The organism is Paraburkholderia sp. MM5482-R2, from assembly GCF_050436125.1.
Lineage (GTDB): Bacteria > Pseudomonadota > Gammaproteobacteria > Burkholderiales > Burkholderiaceae > Paraburkholderia > Paraburkholderia tuberum.
In genome coordinates this window covers 279033-302326 of record NZ_JBNDLP010000004.1, presented here as the reverse complement: position 1 = coordinate 302326, position 23294 = coordinate 279033, and the positions used below count along the sequence as shown (strand labels likewise).

Genomic DNA, 23294 nt, shown 5'->3' with positions numbered 1-23294 from the left:
GGCTCAGTCCATCTCGATCTGGATCTTGACATCATTCGGGCGCCCTGCTGCCGCCTCTTCGAACGCCCTGAGGCCGTCGGCGAACGCGAACTTGCGCGAGATGAACGGCTTCACATCAATCATTCCTGAGCTGATCAGCGCCAGCGCGCGCGGGAACACATTCGCGTAGCGGAACACCGATTCGAGGCGCGCTTCCTTCGCCTGCATGGCAACGACGTCGAGCGGCACGCGGTCGAGCGGCATTCCAACAAGGACCGCACAGCCACCCGGGCAGAGGAGATCAAACAGGTCATCGTAGACGTTCGCGTTGCCACTCGCTTCGAACACGACGTCGGCACCCCAGCCCGCGGCGACTTCCCGAACAACATCGGCCAGCCGTTGCTCCAGCACATTAACTGTCGTAACTGCTGGATTGTCGGCGAAGAGAGCCAGTTTTTCCTTGATCACATCTGCCAGAATGACGCGCGACGCGCCGCCTGCCAGTGCGGCCAGGGCGGTCATCGCGCCGATCGTCCCCGCGCCGATGACGACCGCGACATCTCCGGGTTTCATCGCAGCCTTCTTGGCGGCCTGTAGCCCGATCGACAGTGGCTCGACGATCGCGCCCTCCGCGAAGGACACATTGTCGGGAAGCCGGAAGGTTAATGCCGCCGGATGCACGACATAAGGCGTCAGGCAACCGTGAATGGGCGGCGTTGCCCAGAAACGCACCGCAGGGTCCAGGTTGTACAGGCCGCGCATCGTCGCCGGCGAGTCGAATTGCGGAATGCCCGGCTCCATGCAAACGCGGTCGCCCATACGCAGATGCGTGACCTCGCTGCCAGTTTCGACCACCGTTCCGGACGCTTCGTGACCAAGCACCATCGGTGCTTCGACCTTGAACGGTCCGATGCGTCCGTGCGTGTAGTAATGGACGTCACTACCGCAAACGCCAACCGTATGAATCTTGATCTTGACGTCGCGAGGACCGACTTCGAGCGGCAGGTCGATATCGCGCAGCGCGAGTTGGCGCGCTTCTTCGAGTACGAGGGCTTTCAAAACTATCTCCTTACTTGCCTTTGAGCATTGAATTCAACAGCCGGCTCAGGACGCCGACGAAAATGATCGGAGGAAGCGCGAGCAGGACGGTGGAAGCATTGATGACGCCCCACGGCACCTCCTGCCCGAGCGAAGTGAACGCGGAGGCAACGACCGGCAGCGTCGCGCTTCTCGACGACGTCAAGGCGAGTGCGATCATCAGTTCATTCCAGACCAGTACGAAGCTGAACACGATGCCACCCATCAGCGTGGTTGCGCTGATCGGCAATGCAATGCGCCAGAACACCCCGTACGGGCCGTAACCGTCCAAGGTGGCGGCTTCTTCGACCTCACGCGGCAAGCGCTGAAATACCGGAATGGACAACCATGTGATGGTCGACAGCGTGACCAGCAGATAGGTCACCACCATCGACAGCTTCGTGTCATACAGCCCAACATCGACCCAGATCGCGATCAACGGGACGGCGATTGCGACCGGCGGCAGAAACCGCAGCGACAAAAGGAAGAACTGAATGTCGCGCTTGCCCGGTAGGTGATAGCGTGCGATGACATAGGCCGCAGGTACGCCGAGCAGCGCGCCCAACACGACAGCAGAACCGACGATAGAAAGGCTGTTGGCGAGTCCGATGAGTACCTCGGGGCTCGATACAACCTGCCGGTAGTTGTCGAGTGTCGGCGAAAAAAAGAAGCGCGGCGTCGGCGTAACGATGTCGAGCAGGTTTTTCAACGAATTGAGAAACGCCCAGAAAATCGGAAACACGGCCACTATGGCGAGCACCGCGCCGAGCGACCAACTGGTGCTTCGCGAAATCAGTCTTCCCATTTGTTCACCCGCTTCCAGATGAAGGTGAAAATCAGCGTGGTCGCGACCATCATCAGCACGGCCATACTTGAGGCATACGAGACCTTTCCGGACACCCCGATGCCTTGCGAATACGCGTACATGTCGAGGGTTTCAGTCGTGATCCCGGGGCCGCCCTTGGTCATCACGTAGACCAGATCGAACGAGCGCAGCGACTCGACCATCTTGATGAACGCCAGACTCATGATCGGCACCTTTAGCATCGGCAAGGCGATATACGCGTAGACCTGCCAGGTGCGCGAATAGTCGAGGCGGGCGGCTTCGAGCGGCTCGGGCGGCAGCGTTTCAAGCAGTTTCAATATGACGACCCCGAAGAACAATCCCCACTGCCAGATATCGACGACTGCCACCGCGTACAGCGCGAGATGCGGATCGGAAAGAAAAGCCGTGTTCTCAACTCCCAGCAGACCAAGAAACCAGCTGAGAATGCCGGTGAGAGGCGAATACATGAACTTCCAGATGAAGGCCGCCGAGACTCGCGGTAGAAGCACTGGCACGATTAGCAACAGCGAAATGACGCTGCGCATCCGGCCATGCATCTGCTCGAACAGATAGATCGCAACCAGAACGCCGACCACGACCGCGCCGACCACCGTGGTGATTTCCCAGATCGCCGATACTTCGATGGAATTGAGGAACCGTCTGTCCGAGAACAGCCGGGCGAAATTGCGCAGCCAGACGTACTCGCTGTCCGGATAGCGCAACACGCGATTTCTCAATGCTAGGTTGATTGCCGCGACAGTGGGAACTAGACCGAGGACCGCCATCAAGGCAAGAGGCGGGCCAAGAAATACGAACGGAAGGCTGGTTTTACCCCGATTGAACATTGACTTCTCCAACAACGTAGAGTCCGCGAATTCAGTGTTCCTGTGAGACCACGACTGGATCGGCGGTGCCCCTCGCAGTACAACGCGTGCTGCAAGGGGCGTGCGCGTTACTTCTTCGCGCCGTGTTCCATCGCGTCCTGAGCGTACTGAACGGCGTCGTTCAGCGTTGCCTGAACATCCGGCTGCGTACCCGTGAACACCTCCTCCAGCGCGATACCGAGGTTGTCGCCGATATCCGGCCACTGCGGGCTTGACCAGATCGTGACCTTTGTCACCGGGTTGGTATCGTTCAGGCCAGCGAGAATCTGCGGCTTGACGTGCTTCTGGAAGTAATCGCTCTTGATCGTGCTCGAGCGGTTGTAGTCGCTAAAGACGTTGTCGCGAAGGCGGGCCTGCTCCTGATCCTTGCCCGTCGCCCAGGCAATGAACTTCCCTGCCGCCTGACGCGTGCATTCGTCCTTGGCGCCGACAGAAGAAATCGCCAGGCCATGACCATAGGCAGCCGACGGCAACGGTGCCGGCGGCCTGACGTATCCCACCTTGTCCGCCACGCTAGACTTGGTCGGATCTTCCATCCAGTCGGCGAACGGCGTCGATTCGATCATGAACGCGACCTTGCCGGAACGGAACGCTTCGAGCGCGTTGCTCCAGTCGTACGTCGCCGAACCCGGGGGCGCGTATTTGAAGAGATCCCGATACAGTTGCGTCGCCTTCACCGCGCCCGGCGAATTGAAGGATGGAGCTTGGCTCTTGTCGGTCCAGGTACCGCCCTCGGCGAGCATGAACGGCGCCCAGCGCCACACGTTCATGCCCGACCCGCGTTGCCCGCGTGCAACCCAACCGTACATGTTAGGCGGCGCATTGAGCTTCTTGATGTCCGCAACGAGCTCGTCGAGCGTTTTCGGCACTGGGAGATGCGCTTTCTCGAGAAGGTCACGACGGTAGAACAGGAAATCGCCACCGCCGATCAGCGGAGCGAAATACGCGACGCCCTTATAGCTTGCCACCGCGCGCCGGCCCGGCAGGAAGTCGTCGTAGTCGGCGTCTTTCGGGTAGTACTTCAGCAGCGGTACGACCCAGCCCGCTGATGCAAACTCGGCGACGTTCGCCTCATCAACGTAATAGATCTGATAGGAACCCGCGCCCGTCGACGCGTCGAGTCGTGATTTCGAACGACGGTCGTTTTCACCAAAGTAGTTGATTTCAATCTTGGTGCCGCTGCGCTTTTCATAGTCGGGCAGCGACTTCTCCATGACTGTCAGGCCGAGGCTCTTCTGGGCAAGCACCTTGAGCACGGGAACGTTGCAGGTCTGTGCCGTCGCTAGCATGGGAAGGCTTGCGCCTAGGAACGCGCAAGCTGTCAACAATTGAATTGGTTTCACTCTCGTCTCCGCTTTTGGAATGTTTTTTGGCAACGCCATACGGGCGCTGCGATTGAGAGCAGAGCAGGCGTACGGTGACGAGAACTGTAGTGGTCGCGGCCAATGGCCAGCCACTGCAAAAGGCGGAAGCCGCTGATACTTTTTGCTCGCGCTTTGGGTGCGGCGCACAAAATGTGTCAGTGACCGAAGCGGTCCCGGAAGTGTCCACGCCGTGGAGGACGCCAGTCAGCAGGTCGCTTCGATCGCTGTTTCGTCTCGAAAGTACAGGTGACGAGTGCTGGACAGGTCTGTTCCGGCGTACATCGAACGAGTTGTGGTCGGAGTTGCTAGGCGGATTCAACCGGTTATGCAGCGCATGATCCACCGTCCGTTGAGGGTCGGGAGTGTGAGTTCGCTGATGCAGGAAGCTGCCGTCTAGCTGCTCGATGCCGCCACCGTCAGCAATCCGCCGCATTGCTGACGCAGAACTCAGCCCGGCCCAATGTCAGCAATGGCCGATGAAGCACATTTCGTCCTCGCGAATTGAATGGCCGCTTGCTGGGTGGATCCGACATCTGAACGTCCGCGCAACGGTGCGGGCGAATGACGCTTCATGGCCGAGTCCTGCCGGATGGACGACGTGCGCGCTTCGGCCATTGCCGACATTGGCGCTGCCTCGGTTCTACGTCGGCAATGTGGCGAACTGCTGACGGTGGCGGCATCGAGCAACCCCCTCAAAAGACTTGACGGACTGACTCAGGGCGCGAAGCGGAAGTTCGACCAGTAAGTATCCTTGACTGCTTCGCGGCGTCTCCAGCCCTTCGGTCGCTGCGGCTGAACTCACGCTGCTGGCCGCATATCGCTCATCTGAGGCGGTCAGACATCCGCCCAGTGAGGGGCACCACCAAAAACAGGCGCATGCGCACGTGCATCCTTTAGCCCCGAGAGTGTCACCGCGATGGGCTGCAACTGACCAACCAGCCTCTTCCAGAAGGTTCTGCAATGGGCACGGTTCGCAATTGCTATGATCAGTAGATAATGATCGTAATAAACCCAGTGAGGAAGGCGATGAGTCAAGAAATTCGCGCTCGGCAACGCTGGAATTCCCTTCCAAGGTAGCCATGACGCCTCAAGAAATCGTCGAAGCAACGCTAGTCACAGGTACGAAGCGCGTCCTTGTCCTTGGCTGCTTTGAGCAACGTGTGACGGTCTACTCCCAACAAGTGCGCGCACTCAATCTGGTCGATGCGATCTTGTCGCAGGGGCTGGTGCGACTGAACGGCGGGAAGGTGGCGGTTGTGGGCGGCGGCGTCGCCGGCATGACGGCAGCGGTCGCATTTGCAAAAGCTGCCCCGAATCTTGGAAGCCTAGACCTGTTCGAGCTTCGGCCAAGCACTCTGGACTTCCAGCGCAACAGTCGGCGCTTTCTTCATCCGCATTTCTATGACTGGCCAGCACCGGGGTGGGATCAAGTAGACGCGGGCCTGCCGATCATGAATTGGCAGGCTGGACCTGCAGGCGACGTCGCGAAGGTGCTGACCGCGCAGTTTGAGCAGGCACGGAGCAACTCGAAGCTTGCCGTTCATTGCGATCACAAAGTCACAGAGATCAAGAGCACCGACCTTGGACCGGTCCGCGTCGTGACAAATGTTGGCTCAGCGGCGAACCGCATCTACGACGTAGTCGTGCTCTCGATCGGATTCGGAATCGAGCGGTTCCTGGGTTCTGAGACATCGTCGTATTGGACGCCAACGGAACTCTCGGCGCCCATCCTTGCGAACGTCCGCGATCCGTTGATTTTTATCTCCGGGAACGGCGATGGCGGACTGGTTGATTTCTTGATTGCGGCCTTCGATAGCCATGAGCACATTGACATCTGTCAATTGTTGATTGAGCAGAATTTCGGCCCGGCGCTAGCTGAACTTGAAGCAATTGAGCAGGAGGCATGGGAACCCGGCGCCGACATGGATCTGCTTGCTAACTATCGTGCGCGAGTCCGCCCCCTCGTTCCACCTGAGGTCTGGGTTGCCATCAATGAGCGATTGAGGCCGAATGTGCGGATCTGTCTGCACACGAAGGAGCCCCGCCTTCTTCGGCGGGCCACCGCATTGCACAACCGATTTACGGTGTTTTTGGTCCTCGAGGCTGACGCGGATGAAGTGATAGGCCGTAAAGCCATCACGCTCAAGGTGGGCGTTGACTTCGATGGCGCCCCACCGGAGACAGGAGACGTCAGGCTGGCAGGTGATGCCCACCCCATCCAGCCGTTCAAACGATTCCTGCGTCTTGGAGCTGATACAGATACCAATTTAACGCCGTTTGCGGATCTGCTCGCGACATATCGAGCCGCGATTTCGGCGGGACATCCGACCCGACCTGTATCCCCGAGACTCAGCGCAACTGCCATCGATCGATTCGAACCATTTCGCGCGGACGCGGCGCCTGCGGCCGCCCAGCCAGCGCCACAAGCTGCCGTCCAACCGAACGCCCAGCGCGTGGCAATCCGCTTGTCTGCGGCCGGCACAGTGATTTGGGCTGGTGACATACAACCATCAGAAATCCATCTACTGTGGGCACACGGGGCAACAGTGGAGCTGTACTGCGACGTCGGTGCGGCAGACGCGTCGCGCTTACTCGCTGCTATTGCCCGTGTTGGCGCACATGCCGGCGACCTCACCCTCTTCGTACGTGATGCTGCGCGCTGGCGAACTGCGCTCGACAGCCTGTGGTCAGACCGCTCCCACCCAGGCCCCCACCTGAACTTCCGCTCGCCTGTCGAAGATTGGCGCGACCCGCCCGCACTCGTTGATATGGCCGAGTTCCACCTTGGGGAGTTGGCCGACGCAATTCACGAGCGCCTCGACGCCAGCACTCTCAACGCGGTACACGGTGCCCTGTTTAACTTTTTGGGACCGCCTGCTGTCCCAACGGGCTGGGAAATCGAACCCGCACTGCGAGATAGGCTCTGGGAGCTTTGGCAGGCATGGAATGGAGTCCTAGCCCATGATGCCGACAAGCGGCGCCGATTCCTTCGATTGCTTGCAAGCGTTCAAGACAAAGTCGACGTGGAGGTGACGGCCCTGGTGCGCATAGGGCCGAAGGTCGTAAGCAGATACCTCGCGATGCCAACGATCTTCGCCCTAGCATTTGCGGTCTGCTCGGGTCGGCCTGTTGCCCCTGCATCGCAGCACCCGGGAAACGTTTCTGTAGAAGCGCTGACCGGACACACCTGTGGCGTCGAGTGGATTGATCGCCGCGCGATTCACGCACTCGCGGTGGGCCAGCACAACTGGACCACAAGCGTTGTCCTTCTGTCTGAGCTGAGCGAAGCTGCGCAGATGATGGAAGGTGATATTCGGATGGACCAGATCAGCTCTGACCCGCCCAAAGTAGGCGTGCCCTCCTTGAGTGAAAAGCCCATAGTTATCGGCGCGGATGGTGAATTCCTGCGCGCACTCGAGGAGGGAAATCTTGCAGTGCAACGGTTCTTTCAGTCTATTTTCCAGCGCCGAACAGACGCAGCTCGACAGTCTTTAGAGGAGGTCAGCGATGCCCAATCTTGACGCAGCAGATCTGGCGCCCATGCTGCTTCAGGCGGCCGGAGCCATAGGCGCCATGGTCACGGACGCTCCCGAGTATCTAAAGGGCGACAGATTCAACTCCGAAGTTCTGAGCGATGCGATTTCAGATAGTCCGCTCCGGCGGCAACGTAGCGACCTACCAGAATCCGTCGAGGCCGTGGTGTTCGACGGCTTTCCCGTTCTGTTGGGGGTGTTGAACGGCCCGCCTAACCGGGGAAGCGTTGGTACACAAGTTCTTCGCTATCGAAATCAGGCTACCATCGCAAGGTCATGGCTCGGCGTTGCCGCTCCGAATCTGCATCTCTTCTTGGCGGGTCCCGTAGGTGCATTTGCAGAGCCGGATTGGCGTCAGCTTGCAGCAGAAATCGAGGCCGACGACCGTGTTTGTCGTAAGCTCGTTTGGCTGTTCAACGATCCTCCGACGGCAGACAATGCCAAGGAGTTCCTAGAACGCACTTTTGTCGCGCGCCCTTGGCCGGCCGAGCAGCGGACAGAACGCCTGGATAGCGTCGCAGATTTCTCCCTTCCCGACGGTTGGGAGGATGCTTTGCAAGACCAGGAGCTCGACTTCGCGGGCCTCGTCGACCGGTTGATTGAGCTTCAACGAGGGAAAGCCCTATGACCGACCTTTATTTGCGTGGCGTCGAGTTCTCAAACTTTCGCATCTACGGCGATAGCTATGCCTTCGAGTTTCCTACAGGTCCTGGCGTCACGCTGATCACTGGCGGGAACGGTCTAGGCAAGACCAGCTTCTTTGACGGCATTGAATGGGCGCTAACTGATCAAGTAGGTCGTTTCAACGACATCCCAGTGGATGGGCGCCGTAAGATCATCGACCCGCTGACGCGCATCGGCGCGCCCGAAAAGAGCCATCGCGTTAGTCTCCAATTTTCGGATGGCACCATCATTGATCGAGGTGCTGGCTTTGAGGCCAGCGAAGCCGAGATTATTCGGCTGCTCAAGCGCCCCGAGTGGGCCGAGATCAGCAGTCTCCACGGCTACTTGTCGATCACTCACTTTTTTGGGCAAGCGTCTGCACAGCGCTTTTCGCTGAAGAAGCCGACAGACCAATGGGAAGCACTGAAAGGTCCGGCAGGCGTTGACCGCATCAACACGTTGCGCGAGCGTATGAGTGGGATGGGGGTGAAGCGAGCGTTCACCCGGGCAATTGAGGACAGGGGCTCAAAGCTTGAGCAAGCGACGCTCAATCTGACCTCGTGGAACGAATTGCTCAGTGACCGCGATCGCGCGCGACAGTTGGCATCTTCTGAACATGCGGTCCCGCCGTCCGAGCTGCGAGCGGACGTAGACAGACTCGCCAATCAGATCATCGGGCTGACAAATCAGGGAAACTGGTCTCAAAACTCTGCAGATGGACCACCTGAGGCGGCGTTAGATGCACTATCTTCGCTGTTCCGCGCGGCGACAGATCGAGCCGATGCGGACAACGAGGACGCCAATTTACTAACTAGACTTCTGAATGCATTTGAGTCCGCCCGCTCAGAAAGCTCCACGCTTGGCTTGCAAGTGGACGCAACCGAAGCCAAGCTTGCGTCGGTGCGCGACGACTTAATGCATGCCAATGGAAGATTGGCTGAAATGGCGGAGGCCCTGCGGGCTAGTGAAGTTGAGGTTAGTCACGCTCAGAACCGCCTCGTCACCATTGGCCGCGTAGCGGTCTCGGCTAGACAGCTAGATGACGCCTTGGCGCGCCAAGCCACCTTGCAGGCAGAGCTGAGAGCATCAGAGATGGCGCAAAGCGAAGCGGCAGCAAACTGCGAGGTATTGCGAAAGCAGCATGCGGAAGCGGTCGGTCGGCGAGCTGAGCGTCGAGCTCTTGCTGACCGGGTGACCCTTGCGCGCAGGCGCTCGCAGATCTCTGCATCCATGGTGAGGGTTGTGGCTGAGATTGCTCGGGTCTTAGGACTGCTCACGGATCGGAATGTACTCGAAATCCGCGAAAGGCGAGCGACGTGGGCCGACCAAGCGGAAAAAGCGGTCGCCAGAGTCGTCACCTTGAACGACGAACTCCGTCGGCACGATGACCGATCACGGGCCATTACCGAAGCGGTAGCGGCGATTGCACACCGACTCAGCCATGACGACACGGCATGCCCGGTTTGCGCGACGACATTCCCTGCAGGTCGACTATTGGATCTAGTTCAAGGTCAACTCGCGGCCGGCGCCACACCTGCCCACACCATTGCGAATGCATTGGCAGAGGCGCGTGCTGAGGTTGAGGAGTTGCATCGTCAAATTGCAGGGGCGGACCGAGAATTGTCCGATGTCGGACAGCTTGAAGCGTCCTTGGCCAGCTACCGGTCTGAGGAGGACGATCTGCGCCAGCAACTAGTCGAGGCCGGTGGCATCGCTGATGGCAAGTACGACGAAGCTGGTGTCGTCGAGTTGGAGCAAGAGCTACTGCGACTTGATGAGGCTCTGGCGCAGACCGAGACTCCAGAAGGGATTGCGGTTCTTCTTTCAGGTGCTGAAGCATCTGTCAAAGCCGAAGAGGTAAAGCGAGGCTCAACGCAGAAGCTATTGGTCAGCGCATCCGACGACGCTCAAACGGCACGATCAGTACTACTTCAACATCCCGATCTGTGGAGCGTCGAGCGTGGTGCCTTGGTTGACCTGGCGATGGAGCAGAAAGTTGCCGAAGAGCGCACCCGCGACGCGGGAGCGCTCGCCGCCGCAGCACGGTCCAGCCTTGCCACAACTCAAGCAAATCGTGATGCGCTTCAAGCTGCCGAGGCGCGAGAAGTAGGGACTATTGAAGCTACAAAGTCTCGGCTGGCCGCGCTCGCACGCGAGCTGGAGGAAACACGTGGACGGTGGACTGGAATTGGTCAAACTGGAGATCCCGACCCGGAGCGTCTGGCGTCATATCGACAGGTAAAGATTGATAGAGCCGCGGCGTTGAACTCGATCGAACCGGCGATAGAGCGTCTGGTGGTTGGGTACCGAAAGTGGCACGATGACGAACAACTTCGCAAGCTTGAAGCGGACATCGTGGCCAGGGTTAAGGCCGCGCAAGTTGATTCCGAACAAGGGTGTCAGGCGCACCTTACCCAGTGTGTTGAACAAGCTTCGAAGGATCTAAAGCTCGCGCAGGAGGCGAAGGCGAAGGTCGATGATGTCGGAGCGCGCATGCAAGAACTGGCCAAGGCCTATGCTGGCGGCGTACTTGTACCGCTGAACGAAACTATTAGGCGCTTCGCTCGGGCTCTCATGACCTGGTCAGAGACGGCCGTCACCTACAAGGCAGAACACCACGCTACCCGCTCCGAACTTCGACCCAACATCGTCCACAGCGAGCTAGATGGATCAACGAGTCAGGTGGACATGAATCCAAGCCTCTATTTCAGCGAAGGGCAACTCTCAGCGCTTAGCGTTGCGGCGCTCCTTGCTGCTAGTACGACCTTTGGCTGGTCGCGCTGGCGCGGGCTTCTTCTTGACGACCCACTGCAACACAACGACGTTATTCATGCCAGTGCTTTCATGGACCTCGTTCGGCAGATGGTGCTGGGCCTGGGCTACCAAGTCATCCTGTCTACTCACGACAGTGCCGAAGCTGAGTTCTTGATTAGGAAGTGTCGCAGCGCTGGCATACCGCACCGTGTCCATGAGCTTGTCCCACGTGGCGCAGGCGGATTGGTGAATCCTTATGTGAGCAACTCTCGCGTTGCCTAAGGAAGAGAACCCATCACGCTTGGTGCTTAGCTCGCTTCCGATCATCTGAGTCAATGTCTTCGGCGCCACTGGGCGGCGAGAGTCCGGTGACGACCATAGCTGCCGCTCAGATTCTATCTTTGAATGACGGTTCATGGCCGGCAGTACGCGTTCACCCACGTCGCCGGAAAGCAGCCGTTGACGACTCCAACTTCGGCTCTGTAGAACGTTCACAGGACCGGTGCTCTCGGCCAGTTCCCGTCATTCACTATCGACGGAGAGTAGTCATTCAAGCGACCGCTTTTCTGGTAGTTGCCCTTGAACCGGCAACGGCGCGACCGCGAGAAGCGGATCGGCCGCGGCCCCTTGGAGGCTCAGCGTGACGCGCCCGGCACCACCAGGCCGCGACGCGGAATGGGGGTGGAGAAGACGATCGAGGTTCGCGTCTCGCCATAGCTGTTGATGGAGGCGAGAAAGCGCTCCAGTTGCTCAAGGCTGGGGGACACCACGATGTAGGAATCGGCGTCGGCCACGTGATGGCATTCCAGCACCTCGGGCGCGCGGCGCAGCTTGTCGAGAAAGCTATTCTTGCCGGGCTGCGGCACGGTGATGCCGACAATGGCGCGCACGGCGTAGCCGGCCTGCACCGGATCCAGTTCGACACCCAAAGAGCGCACCACGCCGGAGTCCTTCAGACGCTTGAGTCGCTCCGCAGTGGCAGGTACCGACAACCCAGCGGCAAGGGCCAGGGTCTTCAGCGGTGCGCGCCCATCCTCCTGTAGTGCCATCAGCAGCGCCCAGGCTTTGGCGTCGAGTTGCAGTGCTTCGGTCATAACGGGCTTCTACCTGAAAAATCGAAAGTTAATTGGATTTTGGGTTGGTGTTTTATTCTGCGCAACTTTTCGATGCCGTCGGATAATTCTCGACATGGATCTCATCTTGTCGTCACCCGTACCCGTGCTGTTCGGCCAATCGCTACTCATCGGGCTGTCGATCGCCGCGCCCGTCGGGCAGATTGGATTGCTGGCCATCCAACGCACGTTGGACCATGGCCGCCCTGCGGGGCTCGCCACTGGATTGGGGGCGGCATTCGCCGACGCAGTGTACGGCGCCATCGGCGCGTTTGGCGTCAGCGGACTGATCGGCTGGTTGTTGAGCCTGAGGCTATGGCTGGGCCTGTTCGGTGGCGGCTTCCTGCTATGGCTTGCCTGGCGCATCGCCACAAAGCGGGCAGTGCGCAGGGTGTATACGTCCCGGCCGACCAGCACACTACTGCGCTACGTGGCCGGCACGTTTGTGCTGACGATGTCGAACCCGACGACCATCCTGTCGTTCATGGCGGTGTTCGGCGCGCTGGCAGGCCGCGCGCCATCGGTTTCGCCTTGGGTGATGGTGGTCGGTGTACTGGTGGGCTCGTCGCTGTGGTGGTTGATCCTGTCTACCGGTGTGAGCCAGTTGCGCGACCGTTTCGACGAACGTTGGCAACGCGCCGTCAACCTATGCTCAGCCGCGCTGCTGGCTGGACTCGGGCTATGGCAGCTTGGCCAGCTCACCATATGATCAATGGAGGATTAACCCATGGCGCACCGTCTGCACGCAAGCCACCGAATCGTAGTCGACGCCGCGGTCGACCAAGCCTTCATGTTCTTCACGCCGGCCGGCGAGGAGCTGTGGGTTGACGGCTGGAAGCCAACCTACGTCTACCCCCGCGACGGCCGCACAGAGTCCGGTATGGTGTTCATCACTGGTCAGGGTGATGAGCTGACCATCTGGACCCTGGCTGACTTCGACAGCAAGGCACACCGATCGCGCTACTTACGCTGCACACCGGCCTCGCGCACCAGCCTTGTCGACGTGCGTTGTGTCGCAATCGACCAGGCGCGCACCGAAGTATGGGTGAGCTACGAGCTCACCGCGCTGAACGCTGCGGGCGAACAGGCGATCGAGGATTTCGTTGGCGAGCGCTTCGCTGCAATGATCGACGACTGGGCACGTAAGATAGCAGCTTGTCGCGAGTTGCTGCTGGCAATTCCAATCCGCTGAAGCGCTCGGCCCGTGGCTGCAGCAGCTTCACGGCTTCTGCGACACCGACGTACACCGCCAATTGCGAGCGGTGCCGGTCAAATCCGCGGATTGCGGATTTGCTGTCGCCACACTGGGCTTGCAGCAGGACGCAGGGCAGCCTGTCACGCAAATTGATCAGCTCGCGGACGGATGGAGAGTCCAATGCTCTCGCCGCGGCGCGACAGTCGGCTTTGAGGCAACGAATCCGGGGAGGAGCGTCGCTGTGTTGTCGCCGGGCGGTATACGGCCGGGTGCAGCGCGCATGTATTGCCCCGACTGTGGGTGCCGGCGATCGGCGGCATGCGACGTAACGGCTCATTCGTACCGGAACTGCGAATGTCGCGCGTCTCCGTCGCTAGAGCAGTTGATACGATTTAAGTGCCGCCGAATCGCTTCACCGAACCGCCTTTTTTCCGACGACAATGGCCGATCTTCACACGCAAATTGCAAACAGCTTCAACGCGCAGGGGTTGATGCTTACACTTGGCGCACAGCTTCTCCTCGTTAAAGACGGGGAGGTGCAGATCGGCCTACCTTTTTCAAGTCAACTGTCTCAGCAACACGGCTATCTCCATGCGGGCGCTACGTCGAGCATTCTAGACAGCGCATGCGGATACGCAGCGCTGACGAAGGTAGCGCCTGACTTTGAAGTCGTCACAACAGAATTCAAAATTAATCTCTTGCGGCCAGCTGTTGGTAAGCGCTTTCTGGCTATCGGACGAGTACAGAATGCAGGCAAGACCCTTACCGTCTGCACAGGTGAAGTCCGGGCGTTCTCCGGAGTTGGGGACGAGCATAAGGTGATTGCGATCATGCAGGCAACGATCGCTAACCTACGTCGGTAACGATTAACACCGCCGCTGTTGCGAGAGCCGCTAAGTTTTATAACGGCTGGTGTGTGATCGAAAGCCGTCGTTGGCGGACGACGCGTCGAGCGGCCGTATTGGGTGGCAAGGTGACGGTCCAAAAAAACGCGCAGACGTGCCATGAAACGCGAGGTTCGCCGCGAGATTGCGGCGCGGGTCCTTACGCGAACACTGCGCGGTGCTGCACCGAAGCCGGCGCGAGCTGTGCACCGCCGTTAGCGTCAGCGTCGCCCACCTGAAACGCCGCGGCCGCGCGTTGCAGACTCATCGCCTGCTCCTTCAGCGACTGTGCCGCGGCCGTCGCCTGCTCGACGAGCGCCGCGTTCTGCTGCGTCATGCTGTCCATCTGCGTGACCGCGAGATTCACCTGGTCGATGCCAGCGCTCTGTTCCGCCGCGGCCGCAGCGATTTCCTGCACGACACCGGTCACACGCATGATCGCGTCGCGCGCTTCGTCAATCGTCGAGCCGGTGTTTTCGACCAGCGTTGCACCACTGCCGACGCTGCCCACCGCATGACTGATCAGCTCGCGAATTTCCTTCGCCGCGGTCGCGCTACGCTGCGCGAGGCTGCGCACCTCGCTCGCGACGACTGCGAAGCCGCGGCCTTGCTCGCCCGCGCGTGCTGCCTCAACCGCAGCATTCAGCGCGAGGATGTTGGTCTGGAATGCGATGCCCTCGATCGTCGCGATGATCTCGACCATGCGACCCGATTCGTTCGAGATCCCCTTCATCGCCGCGACGGCCTGCGTGACCATGTCGCCGCCGCGGTTCGCGATTTTCGCGGCGCCGGCCGCAAGCTCGCTGGCAGTGCGCGCGTTGTCTGCAGTCTGGCGGACCATCGCCGTCATCTGCTCCATGCTCGACGCCGTTTCCTGCAACGACGCCGCCTGGCTCTCGGTGCGCGACGACAGGTCCGCGTTGCCGTTCGCGATCTCGTTCGCGCTGCACGCGACGTTGTCGGACGCATGCTTGATCTGGCAGATGGTACCCGTCAGCGCGTCGCGCATCCGCTGCATTACGTGTAGGAGGCTCGACGTGTCGCCGTTGCGCGTGCGGATCGCCACCGTCAGGTCGCCCGATGCGATCGCGTCCGCCACGTTGGCCGCATAGGCCGGATCGCCGCCGACCATGCGCGCGATGCTGCGGTTCGTCACCGCGACGAGCGTCACGAGGACCGCGGACACGGCCACGAAGATCGCGCCGATCAGCCACAACGATGCCATGAACGCAGCGTCGATGTCGTCAACATAGGCGCCGGTTGCGATGATCCAATCCCACGGCGCATAGCGCACCACGTAGCCGATCTTGCCGACCGCCTCTGTCGACGCCGCGCCTGAATGCGGGAACACGTAGTCGACGAAGCCGCCGTCCGGCGCCTGTGCGGTCGACGCGAACGTCACGTAATGGTGACGGCCGTCGGCATCGGCGCTGCCCGAGAGATCCTTGCTTTCGAGTGCCGGCTTGATCGGATGCATCACCATCTGCGGCTTCGAATTGATCACGAGGAAGTAGCCGTCTTCGCCGTAGCGGATGCCGCGCAGGCGTTCGAGTGCCTGCTTGCGGGCATCCGCCTCCGGCAACGCGCCGCTTTGCGCCAGCGCCGCATACTCCGTCACGATGCTGAGTCCGACGTGCGCGATGTTCGTGAGGTCGTGCTTACGTTCTTCGATGCGCGTCTCGCGCGACTGCCACGCCGCCGATACGGAGACAGCGAGCAACGCGACGAGGCTGATGATCAACGGCAGCCAAAGCTTCTGCGTAAAACTGAGCTTGCGCATCCTGAGTCCTCGTGCAAATGAATGGAAACCGCGCAGGGCTGCCATGCGAAGTGGCATGTGTATGGGCGCGCCGTGTGGCGCCGGCGGACTGTCCGGCGGCCATCCAGGTGGTTCCTGCTCGAGTTATCGGCGGATACGAGCGAAAGTTTCATCCCGTGAAACCCTCGGTTACCACCTTGCCAAGGCGTATCGGAGGGCCCTTGTGCGTCGGCTCCCACGGAGCGTCATCAGGCACCAGCCGGCCACTTGCTGCCGCTCGCACATCGCGCTGAGCCGACACTCGAACGGCTGGTCCACTCCGAAAACTGCCCGATACCCAATGCGAACATCTCGGCCTTAGCCGACAGTCGGGGATCCGCGGCTGTGGGGCGGCTGCACACTCCTTTGCAGACGTTCGAAAACCGGCGCTGGCGAATGGTGCTCTGACCGATGTTGATTGAATCTTCCCGAGACATTGCCGTCGTTCAGGTGGTAGACATGGGATTTACTGTTATCGAGTGCTCAACAGTCATTCGTTTGAGTGCAGTGCTGATTGCTTGTCGAGCAGTTGAGATGGGCCCATCGTCGGACTCGCAGCTAATTAGCCTTACGTGAGCCGAACACTTCCTGGTTAACCAAGCCTGTGCTACCGCACGTATACAACTCGTATCCCAGCAAGTCACCCGGATCGATGCGCCGCGCGCTCTTAGCAAGGCTATTCTCAAGCAATAACTCAAAATGCAGATGGGCGGGCTCCCCGCCCGCATTACCCGACGTACCCGTTTTCCCGATCTCCTCACCATCTCTTACAGAGTCGCCTTCGCTAACTTCAAACTGACTCAGGTGTGCGTAGAGCGCGTACAGCTTTTCATAGTTTTCGATTCCAACCGAAGCAATTAATCCAGGCTTGTACTTCGGATTATGAAATTCGAGCAAGATGCAGCGGCCGAAGCCTGACACGTTTGTGTGAATCTGGACAACAGATCCGTCCGCTACGGCGAACACTGGAGAATTGGATTCGGCGGAGAGGTCCCAGCCTTTGTGCCATTTCGTCCCACTATTCCTAACCTTTCCGAAAGAGTTGCCTAGAGCCTCATGCGGCCCGTCTGAGCGAATCTTGTTCACTACAAGAGGCAGTGTCATGTCGCCACTCCTTTGATGATGTTTGGTCAGGCTTTATCTCGCGAAACGCGAAGGTAAGCGCAGTCCAATAGGGCACGTCCTCGGAGCCTCCACAGCCAATTGCCGCGCTGGTCCCGCAAACGTTCAGTTCGCACCTCCGTCGCCAAAGAGCGCAAACGGCGCCCAGAAAAACGGATGTGCATATGACGCGATCATCTTGCCGTCTCTGAATCGTCCGGATTTGTCAATGATTGCAACCATTGTTTGCCGCAACGCTTCAGCACGGCCCAGCGTCGGCTCTGCTTGTTGAAGAGAAAACAGCTGGGTCGTCAGTTCCTGGGCCGATTCCGTTTCGACAGCCCAATGCGTCGCAAGCAGAGCGCGCGTGCCTGCATAGAAAAAAGCCCGTCCCAGACCTGACACCGCCTCTGAACCAGCGCCATCGGCCGCAGCAGTGTTGCAAGCGGACAGCACTACCCAGTCGGCGTTCAGTTTGAGCGTTAGCACATCATCCATCTTAAGCAGTCCATCGCCGGTTCCACCCACGACCTTGGGGTTTGACAAGGCCAGAGCAGGTTGCTGCAATCCGTCAAGGTCACCGGGCACGAGTCCATGTGTGGCAAACATGACGACACGGCGATTGGCGAGTAGTCCGCTCTTTGCGGCCGATACCGTCGCTGCGGTACCGAGTAAAACGTCCGAGTTCTCATCCGCACCGAGCGCACGGGCTACCTCGCGTACTTCGTCGGCCGTTTCGGGAAGGGGCATGAGATCGTCCAGATGTGCCGAGACAAGTGCTTGACTATCCAGTGCGCCACGGCCGGTGATACGTGTATCCAAAACATGGATCGCGCTCGTACCTCGTTGGCTGAACTGAGGCGTCGTGGCCGACCGAGCGGCGCTAAAAAGAGGGGCGCCGAAGCCGATGAAATTCTTGCGGAAACCGGTCGCCGTCGATACTTGCCGCAGACTAACTAACGCCGCGGCTGACGGCACGCTCGAAGTGGCGTGCGAGCGAACCAGCCATGCTACCTGCCGGTAACCGTCGAATATCGCGTGAGCATCAGTCGTGTGCTCAGGCCGTTCTACAGGGAGCAACCCGAACGGCACAAAGCCAAGTGCTTCATCGGGGACGATGACGAGCGAATGCGCACGATCCCATCCTGGCTGTACAGGCAAGAGTGCCTGTTCGTAGATGGCGTAGGCAGCGGCGAGATCGAACGACTTGATGCTTGCAAAGGTATCTCCGTGTATTTCGGTTGAGGCACGGACCAACGCTACCAGACGGCTAATTTGCCCGCGTCCGCCGCTGGACGCGCGAAACAAAATCGAGCCGGACGGATCGATACTCCAGATAAATGTGCGATCGCTGGTCACAAAGGTCGCTACCATCACCTCGTCGGGGCGCAGCGCCTTCGCGACAGCGCTTGCTCCTACGCTAGGTGACTCAAGTGCGTCACCGCGCTCGCTCAGATGCATGACGAGATCCTTGTGCGCCGCCTGCTGCTGCTGCTGAGTCAGCTTCAGCTCGTCCACAAGATTTGCCGTGATCTGCCGTATCTGCGGGCTGGGCCGGGTGGCCGACAGCCTCGCGAGATGAACGCGCAATGCACTCGCGCGCAAAGCAAGGTCCTGCTCCTGACGAACGACGTCAGCTGTTTGCGACGACCTTGCTGCAGCTCGAGCGGACGAAGCCTGGATTGCTCGTCGCACCTCAGCTTCGCGCGCCGAATCTGCGAGAACAAAGGCCTTCTCGGTCATCTGCCGCCTCACGTTGGGATCGCTCGCGTGCTGCGAGGCTTCGAACATGACTCCAACGTAGCATTCCGTCAGAAGGCGGTAGCGCACATGATCAAATACATTGCTACCCCCGCCGATCGTAGAGTATTGGGCAAATACGTCAAACTCTGCGATCGCGTCGGCGCTCTGCCCGGCATGGGCAAGCGTGAACGCATGAATGCCGATTGCCTCGGCCCATTCTCGACTGCCGTCCCCATACGTGCCCCGCCGCAGCTCCACCAAGCTACCCGCGAGCTGGACGGCCCGCGCGATTTGCCCATTTGCGGCCAAAGACAGAATTGCGTCAGGCGACTGATGAAATAGGGATCTCGCGAAGAAGTCGTCGTCGGGCAAGCCCGCTTTTGCCTGTTCAAACGATGTAAGACTTTTGGTCAGCTCGCCTTCGGCAAGATAGATGCGGCCCTTAAAGTGATCGATCTGGCGGCGTTGACGAACATTCGGAGGTACCTTCATTTCGTCAAGGATCGCGAGAGCTTCGTCGCAGAGACGAAGCGCATCAGCGATGTGATTTCGCGCATAGACCGCATCGCCCAGCGCCAAGACGCCATCGACGGTATCGAGGTTGGTTCGCCCGACGCGATGAAGCAGCGTGCGAATCACCTGCCGATCTATTGCTTCTGCCTCGTCGTACCGACCCTGCATTACCAGATTCTCGGAAAGATGCAGCAGGCGCTTCTCAATCCAGTTGGGCGTCCGATCTTTACGAGCGCTGCCTTCGTAGGCGGCAATTGAGTCGCGTATATAGGGCTCTGCCTGTCGCCACTGGCCGTCCGACTCGAGGATGAGATATTCGACAGTCGGGGCACGCCACTCCTGCGGCGGATCGGACTTGCTGATGTGGTTCATTAGCTGTTGCGCCTGCCGCCCGGCACTGCGAGAGTTGCTGGTATCGCCAATCGATGCATAGATGGCACTCAGCGTTTCATAGTTGCCGATTGACTTGGGTACCTCGCGTAAAGCCTGTTGCATGAGTTCGATGGCTTTTTGGAAGTTGCCGGCTTCTAACTCCGCATTGGCGAGTTCCCGTACGACGTCGCGTCGTGCTCCCGTGCCGCGGGTGTGCTCTGTCAGTTCATAAGCAGTGCGCAGATCTGTAAGCGCCTGTTCGGGACGACCGACCTGTGCGGCCGCCCCCGCACGTTTCCAATAGAACGTGATTGGGCTTTGACCTTCTTGCGGAGATGTTGCATTGGCAACCGCCGTCAACCGCTGCAAGGTGTCCTCATTGCCCTTTACGGTGCGGATTTCTGCAAGAATGTCATTCGCATTTCGCGGCGGCTGCAGGATCGGCTGAGTGGACGCCGAGAGCGGTAGGCGCGCCGCTTCATCATGTGTAGTTAGTGTGCCTGACGAGCAACCAGCAAGCAGGAATGTGAAAAACCAACACGCAAGGCCCATGTGCGTCGCTCTCACTTGCTCCTCCTCGCTACATTTAGTCATTGGGAATTGCATTGCATCGGGCTGAGAGCGCCCGTCCCGATTCTGAGCCCGCGGGATTTGACGTACCGGCGACGTCGGCAGGGCGGTCACCCTCATGCACCGAGTAGTCTTGGCGCAGTTGACATTGCTGCCGGTCTGTAAGACACCGCTGCCGCACTTGCCAACGGGAATAAAGGAAAATGAGCCTGCGTCTGGAGAATAGCCGCTGACGTCGTGGATATTTGCCGATACTTCGGCGATTTGCGCCTTGATATAGAGTTTTTTGCCTCCTTTGAATTTCGAGTGGGCGGTTTGGCGGGTCAAGGGCGGGCGTGAGCCCGGCGCAGCAAACCCTTGAGGCGCCCTGAATCGATAAGCTTGGGCATGGCTGGTTGCTGCAGAATGCGGCAACCAGCCATGCGAGACGAAGCGAACATGACGAATCAACTCTTTGAAGCCGCCTTGGGCATCAAGGCCCCGTGGTACGTGCAAAGGCGTCGACTTCGACACGGCCAAACGGCAGCTCACGATTGCCGTGGACTTTGTCGCTGGCAGCCGCTTCGCCTACCCCGGGGTCGCCGGTGAGCACCCAGTGCATGACACGCAAATCAAGCGACTGCGCCACCTGAATTTCTTCCAGCACGAGTGCTATCTGGAGGTCCGGGTACCGCGAGTGCGCTTGCCGGATGGAGCGGTACGGCTGGTCGAGCCGGATTGGGTCGGCCAACTTGACGGCTTCACGTTGCTGTTCGAAGCGCTGGTGCTGATGCTGGCGCAGCAGATGCTGTTTGCCGCTGTGGCGCGCATCGTCAATCTGTCGTGGCACCGGGTGCACGCCATCTGTTCGCGCTATGTGGAACTCGCGCTCGCGTCTGCGAACCTCTCGGACGTGAGCACGGTCGCCATTGACGAGACCTCGTACCGGCGCGGCCACGAGTATCTGACACTGGTCGCCGATATGCGGGCGCGGCGCGTCGTGTTCGTCACGCCCGGCCGGGACGCGAAGACGATTGAGGGCTTTGCGGCGTGCCTTAGCCAGCACTACGGCACGCCCGAGCAAGTCACCTCTGTGAGCATCGACATGTCGCCCGCGTTTATCAAGGGCGTGGGCGAACATCTGCCCAACGCGCGAGTGACGTTCGACAAGTTTCACGTCGTCGCCCACGCGTCCAAGGCGCTTGATACGGTGCGCCGCCAACAACAGAAAGCCGACCCGGAACTCAAAGGGATGCGCTGGACGCTGCTCAAGGACGCCAACAAACTGAATCTATCGCAGTTGACCGACCTCGAGGCGCTGGTCAGGCAGTACGCCACCAAGCGCACCGCCCGCGCATGGCTGTATCGCGAGCAACTGCGCGAGATTCTCGAGCGCAAGCAAATCCATGTCGTCTCCGAGATGTTGCGGCAGTGGTGCACCAATGTCATGCGCTCGAAAGTCGAGCCGATGAAGGACGTCGCGCGTCTGATTCGCCGGCACTTCGACGGCATCGTCGCCTGGACTCAGACCCGCCAGACCAACGGCTTCATCGAGGCCATCAACGGCTTGTTTCAAGCTGCCAAACGCAAGGCTCGCGGCTACACACGCTTCACTACCATGCGGACCGTGCTCTTTCTCATCGCTGGCAAACTCGATTTCTCCAGCTTCAACCCACATGCCTCGTGAGCCGCATTAGCCACTCCACTTTTGAAATAGCCATTTTTGTCATTAAAGTGGCGGTACCTAGCGACTGCCGGACTCTGATACTCGGTGCCTGATCTCCGGCGTCCCGAGCGGCCGCAGTGGGTCCGGCATCTGCCTGATCAGTCGGGAGAAGAGGGGGATGCCCCCGTCGCCCCGCGCCGACGCCCGGCCAACAAAAAAAGGCCCGCGCGCGGCGGGCCGGAATCCATGTGGAGACATGGAGGAGACGGCTTAGGTATGAACCCTGGCTCGATCTTGTGCACGCCCCAGGGTGAAAGACCGTGTCACGGACCCGGCCTCGACGCCACGGCCGCGGAGGGCGCGCCGCGCCGGGGGACGGGCAGGCTCCAGTTGCGACCGCGGCAGCCACGCGATGCGTGGCGCGGCCTGGCCGCGATAAGCGGCGTTATCGCGGCCAGCGTCGTTGCTAATCGTGACAGCGGGAGCGCCCGGCAGCCTCTGTCCACTGTCGTCGCGTCGTCACTCAGCGAGCCTGTGGATAACTCTCCCCCTGCACCCCCCAAAAACCCGGAGAGGTAAAGGTTTACGAAACCGCAAAACCATTATGAAGTGCATGAACCCGCGATGCGGGTTCAAGGTAACAAAATCACTGAAACCCAAAGCCTCGTCCAATACGAATAGTATTAGACGAGGCTAAAACCCAATGTTCACGGCAGTCTCAGAGTTAGATCTAGTAAAGCGCCGGCTATAACTGGCATTCAAATACGTGCACCGCAAGTTCGAGCCCGGATTTGCAGACCTGAATATCACTGGATCAGCAGGAGTAAGCCACCATGACCCGCATCGAAGAAGTGCTGTACACCGGCAAAACCCATACGACCGGCGGCCGGGAAGGCGCCGCGCGCAGCTCGGACGGCCGTCTCGACATCAAGCTGTCGCCGCCCGGCACCTCGGGGGGTGGAACGAATCCCGAGCAGTTGCTCGGCGCGGGCTGGTCGGCGTGTTTCATCGGCGCACTCGGGCTGGCGGCGCGCGCGTTGCACCTGTCGTTGCCGGCCGATACCAGCGTCGATGCGGAGATCGATCTCGGCACCACCGATGGCGCTTACTTTCTTCAGGCGCGTCTGTTCGTCAGTCTTCCCGGTGTCGAGCGTGACGTGGCGCACGGGTTGATCGAGCGAGCGCATCTGACCTGCCCGTATTCGAAGGCGTTGCGCGGTAATGTGGATGTGCAGACTACGCTCGTTTGAGCGTCGCTGAGGGTGGTGGCGGGGCCGCGCC

17 protein-coding genes and 1 pseudogene are annotated in these 23294 nt (G+C 59.9%); 10 read left to right on the top strand and 8 right to left on the bottom strand.

All coding sequences use genetic code 11. The features are described from left to right. Positions 1-3: 3 nt before the first annotated feature. On the bottom strand, positions 4-990 hold the full coding sequence (locus OKW37_RS37435; protein WP_429402530.1) for an NAD(P)-dependent alcohol dehydrogenase: 987 nt from the start codon (positions 988-990) through the stop codon (positions 4-6). On the opposite strand from OKW37_RS37435, the gene OKW37_RS37430 reads away from it, so the two are divergent. Further along, the gene (locus OKW37_RS37430; RefSeq protein ID WP_429402550.1) at positions 940-1062 is read left to right on the top strand and encodes a hypothetical protein; all 123 of its coding nucleotides are present in this window, start codon (positions 940-942) and stop codon (positions 1060-1062) included. The genes OKW37_RS37435 and OKW37_RS37430 overlap by 51 nt on opposite strands. Here the strand turns inward: OKW37_RS37430 and OKW37_RS37425 are convergent. From OKW37_RS37425 to OKW37_RS37415, 3 genes are all read right to left on the bottom strand, one after another. Further along, a complete protein-coding gene (locus OKW37_RS37425) occupies positions 1049-1861 on the bottom strand; it encodes a carbohydrate ABC transporter permease (RefSeq protein WP_429487909.1) in 813 nt (270 codons plus the stop codon). The genes OKW37_RS37430 and OKW37_RS37425 overlap by 14 nt on opposite strands. Next, positions 1849-2727 carry a carbohydrate ABC transporter permease gene (locus tag OKW37_RS37420; RefSeq protein WP_429487911.1) on the bottom strand — a complete coding sequence of 293 codons (879 nt, stop codon included), beginning with the start codon at positions 2725-2727 and terminating at the stop codon, positions 1849-1851. Before OKW37_RS37420 ends, OKW37_RS37425 begins: the two co-directional genes overlap by 13 nt. Positions 2728-2834: 107 nt before the next feature. Next, a complete protein-coding gene (locus tag OKW37_RS37415) occupies positions 2835-4055 on the bottom strand; it encodes an ABC transporter substrate-binding protein (protein WP_429402272.1) in 1221 nt (406 codons plus the stop codon). Positions 4056-4701: 646 nt separating this feature from the next. Here OKW37_RS37415 and OKW37_RS37410 point away from each other — a divergent pair. The 4 genes from OKW37_RS37410 (at position 4702) to OKW37_RS37395 (ending at position 11362) form a co-directional block, all read left to right on the top strand. After that, positions 4702-4875, top strand: a complete 174-nt coding sequence (locus tag OKW37_RS37410) for a hypothetical protein (RefSeq protein ID WP_429402273.1) — start codon at positions 4702-4704, stop codon at positions 4873-4875. A 334-nt stretch (positions 4876-5209) separates the two neighbouring features. Beyond that, positions 5210-7651 carry an ABC-three component system protein gene (locus OKW37_RS37405; protein ID WP_429402274.1) on the top strand — a complete coding sequence of 814 codons (2442 nt, stop codon included), beginning with the start codon at positions 5210-5212 and terminating at the stop codon, positions 7649-7651. After that, the gene (locus tag OKW37_RS37400; protein WP_429402275.1) at positions 7638-8291 is read left to right on the top strand and encodes an ABC-three component system middle component 1; all 654 of its coding nucleotides are present in this window, start codon (positions 7638-7640) and stop codon (positions 8289-8291) included. Before OKW37_RS37405 ends, OKW37_RS37400 begins: the two co-directional genes overlap by 14 nt. After that, positions 8288-11362: an AAA family ATPase gene (locus tag OKW37_RS37395; RefSeq protein WP_429402276.1), complete on the top strand. Its 3075-nt coding sequence runs from the start codon at positions 8288-8290 to the stop codon at positions 11360-11362. The genes OKW37_RS37400 and OKW37_RS37395 overlap by 4 nt, the downstream gene beginning before the upstream one ends. Before the next feature lie 353 nt (positions 11363-11715). On the opposite strand, the gene OKW37_RS37390 is transcribed toward OKW37_RS37395, so the two are convergent. Continuing rightward, the gene (locus tag OKW37_RS37390) at positions 11716-12174 is read right to left on the bottom strand and encodes an Lrp/AsnC family transcriptional regulator (protein WP_429402277.1); all 459 of its coding nucleotides are present in this window, start codon (positions 12172-12174) and stop codon (positions 11716-11718) included. Positions 12175-12280: 106 nt separating this feature from the next. Between OKW37_RS37390 and OKW37_RS37385 the strand changes: the two genes are divergently transcribed. From OKW37_RS37385 to OKW37_RS37375, 3 genes are all read left to right on the top strand, one after another. Beyond that, positions 12281-12901, top strand: a complete 621-nt coding sequence (locus OKW37_RS37385; RefSeq protein ID WP_429402278.1) for a LysE/ArgO family amino acid transporter — start codon at positions 12281-12283, stop codon at positions 12899-12901. An 18-nt stretch (positions 12902-12919) separates the two neighbouring features. Continuing rightward, entirely contained in the window at positions 12920-13384 is a 465-nt protein-coding gene (locus OKW37_RS37380) for an SRPBCC family protein (RefSeq protein ID WP_429402279.1), read from the top strand. Positions 13385-13827: 443 nt separating this feature from the next. After that, positions 13828-14250 (top strand): PaaI family thioesterase, encoded by a 423-nt coding sequence (locus OKW37_RS37375; RefSeq protein ID WP_429402280.1) that lies wholly within the window; start codon positions 13828-13830, stop codon positions 14248-14250. Between the two features lie 181 nt (positions 14251-14431). On the opposite strand, the gene OKW37_RS37370 is transcribed toward OKW37_RS37375, so the two are convergent. The 3 genes from OKW37_RS37370 to OKW37_RS37360 form a co-directional block, all read right to left on the bottom strand. Next, on the bottom strand, positions 14432-16051 hold the full coding sequence (locus OKW37_RS37370; RefSeq protein ID WP_429402281.1) for a methyl-accepting chemotaxis protein: 1620 nt from the start codon (positions 16049-16051) through the stop codon (positions 14432-14434). A gap of 576 nt (positions 16052-16627) precedes the next feature. Then, positions 16628-17173 carry a M23 family metallopeptidase gene (locus OKW37_RS37365; RefSeq protein WP_429402282.1) on the bottom strand — a complete coding sequence of 182 codons (546 nt, stop codon included), beginning with the start codon at positions 17171-17173 and terminating at the stop codon, positions 16628-16630. A gap of 123 nt (positions 17174-17296) precedes the next feature. Beyond that, a complete protein-coding gene (locus OKW37_RS37360; RefSeq protein WP_429402283.1) occupies positions 17297-20695 on the bottom strand; it encodes a CHAT domain-containing protein in 3399 nt (1132 codons plus the stop codon). 111 nt (positions 20696-20806) lie between these two features. Here OKW37_RS37360 and OKW37_RS37355 point away from each other — a divergent pair. Both OKW37_RS37355 and OKW37_RS37350 read left to right on the top strand, forming a co-directional pair. Continuing rightward, a pseudogene (locus OKW37_RS37355) lies at positions 20807-22034 on the top strand (ISL3 family transposase). A gap of 812 nt (positions 22035-22846) precedes the next feature. Then, entirely contained in the window at positions 22847-23263 is a 417-nt protein-coding gene (locus tag OKW37_RS37350) for an organic hydroperoxide resistance protein (RefSeq protein ID WP_090811710.1), read from the top strand. Positions 23264-23294 lie beyond the last annotated feature (31 nt).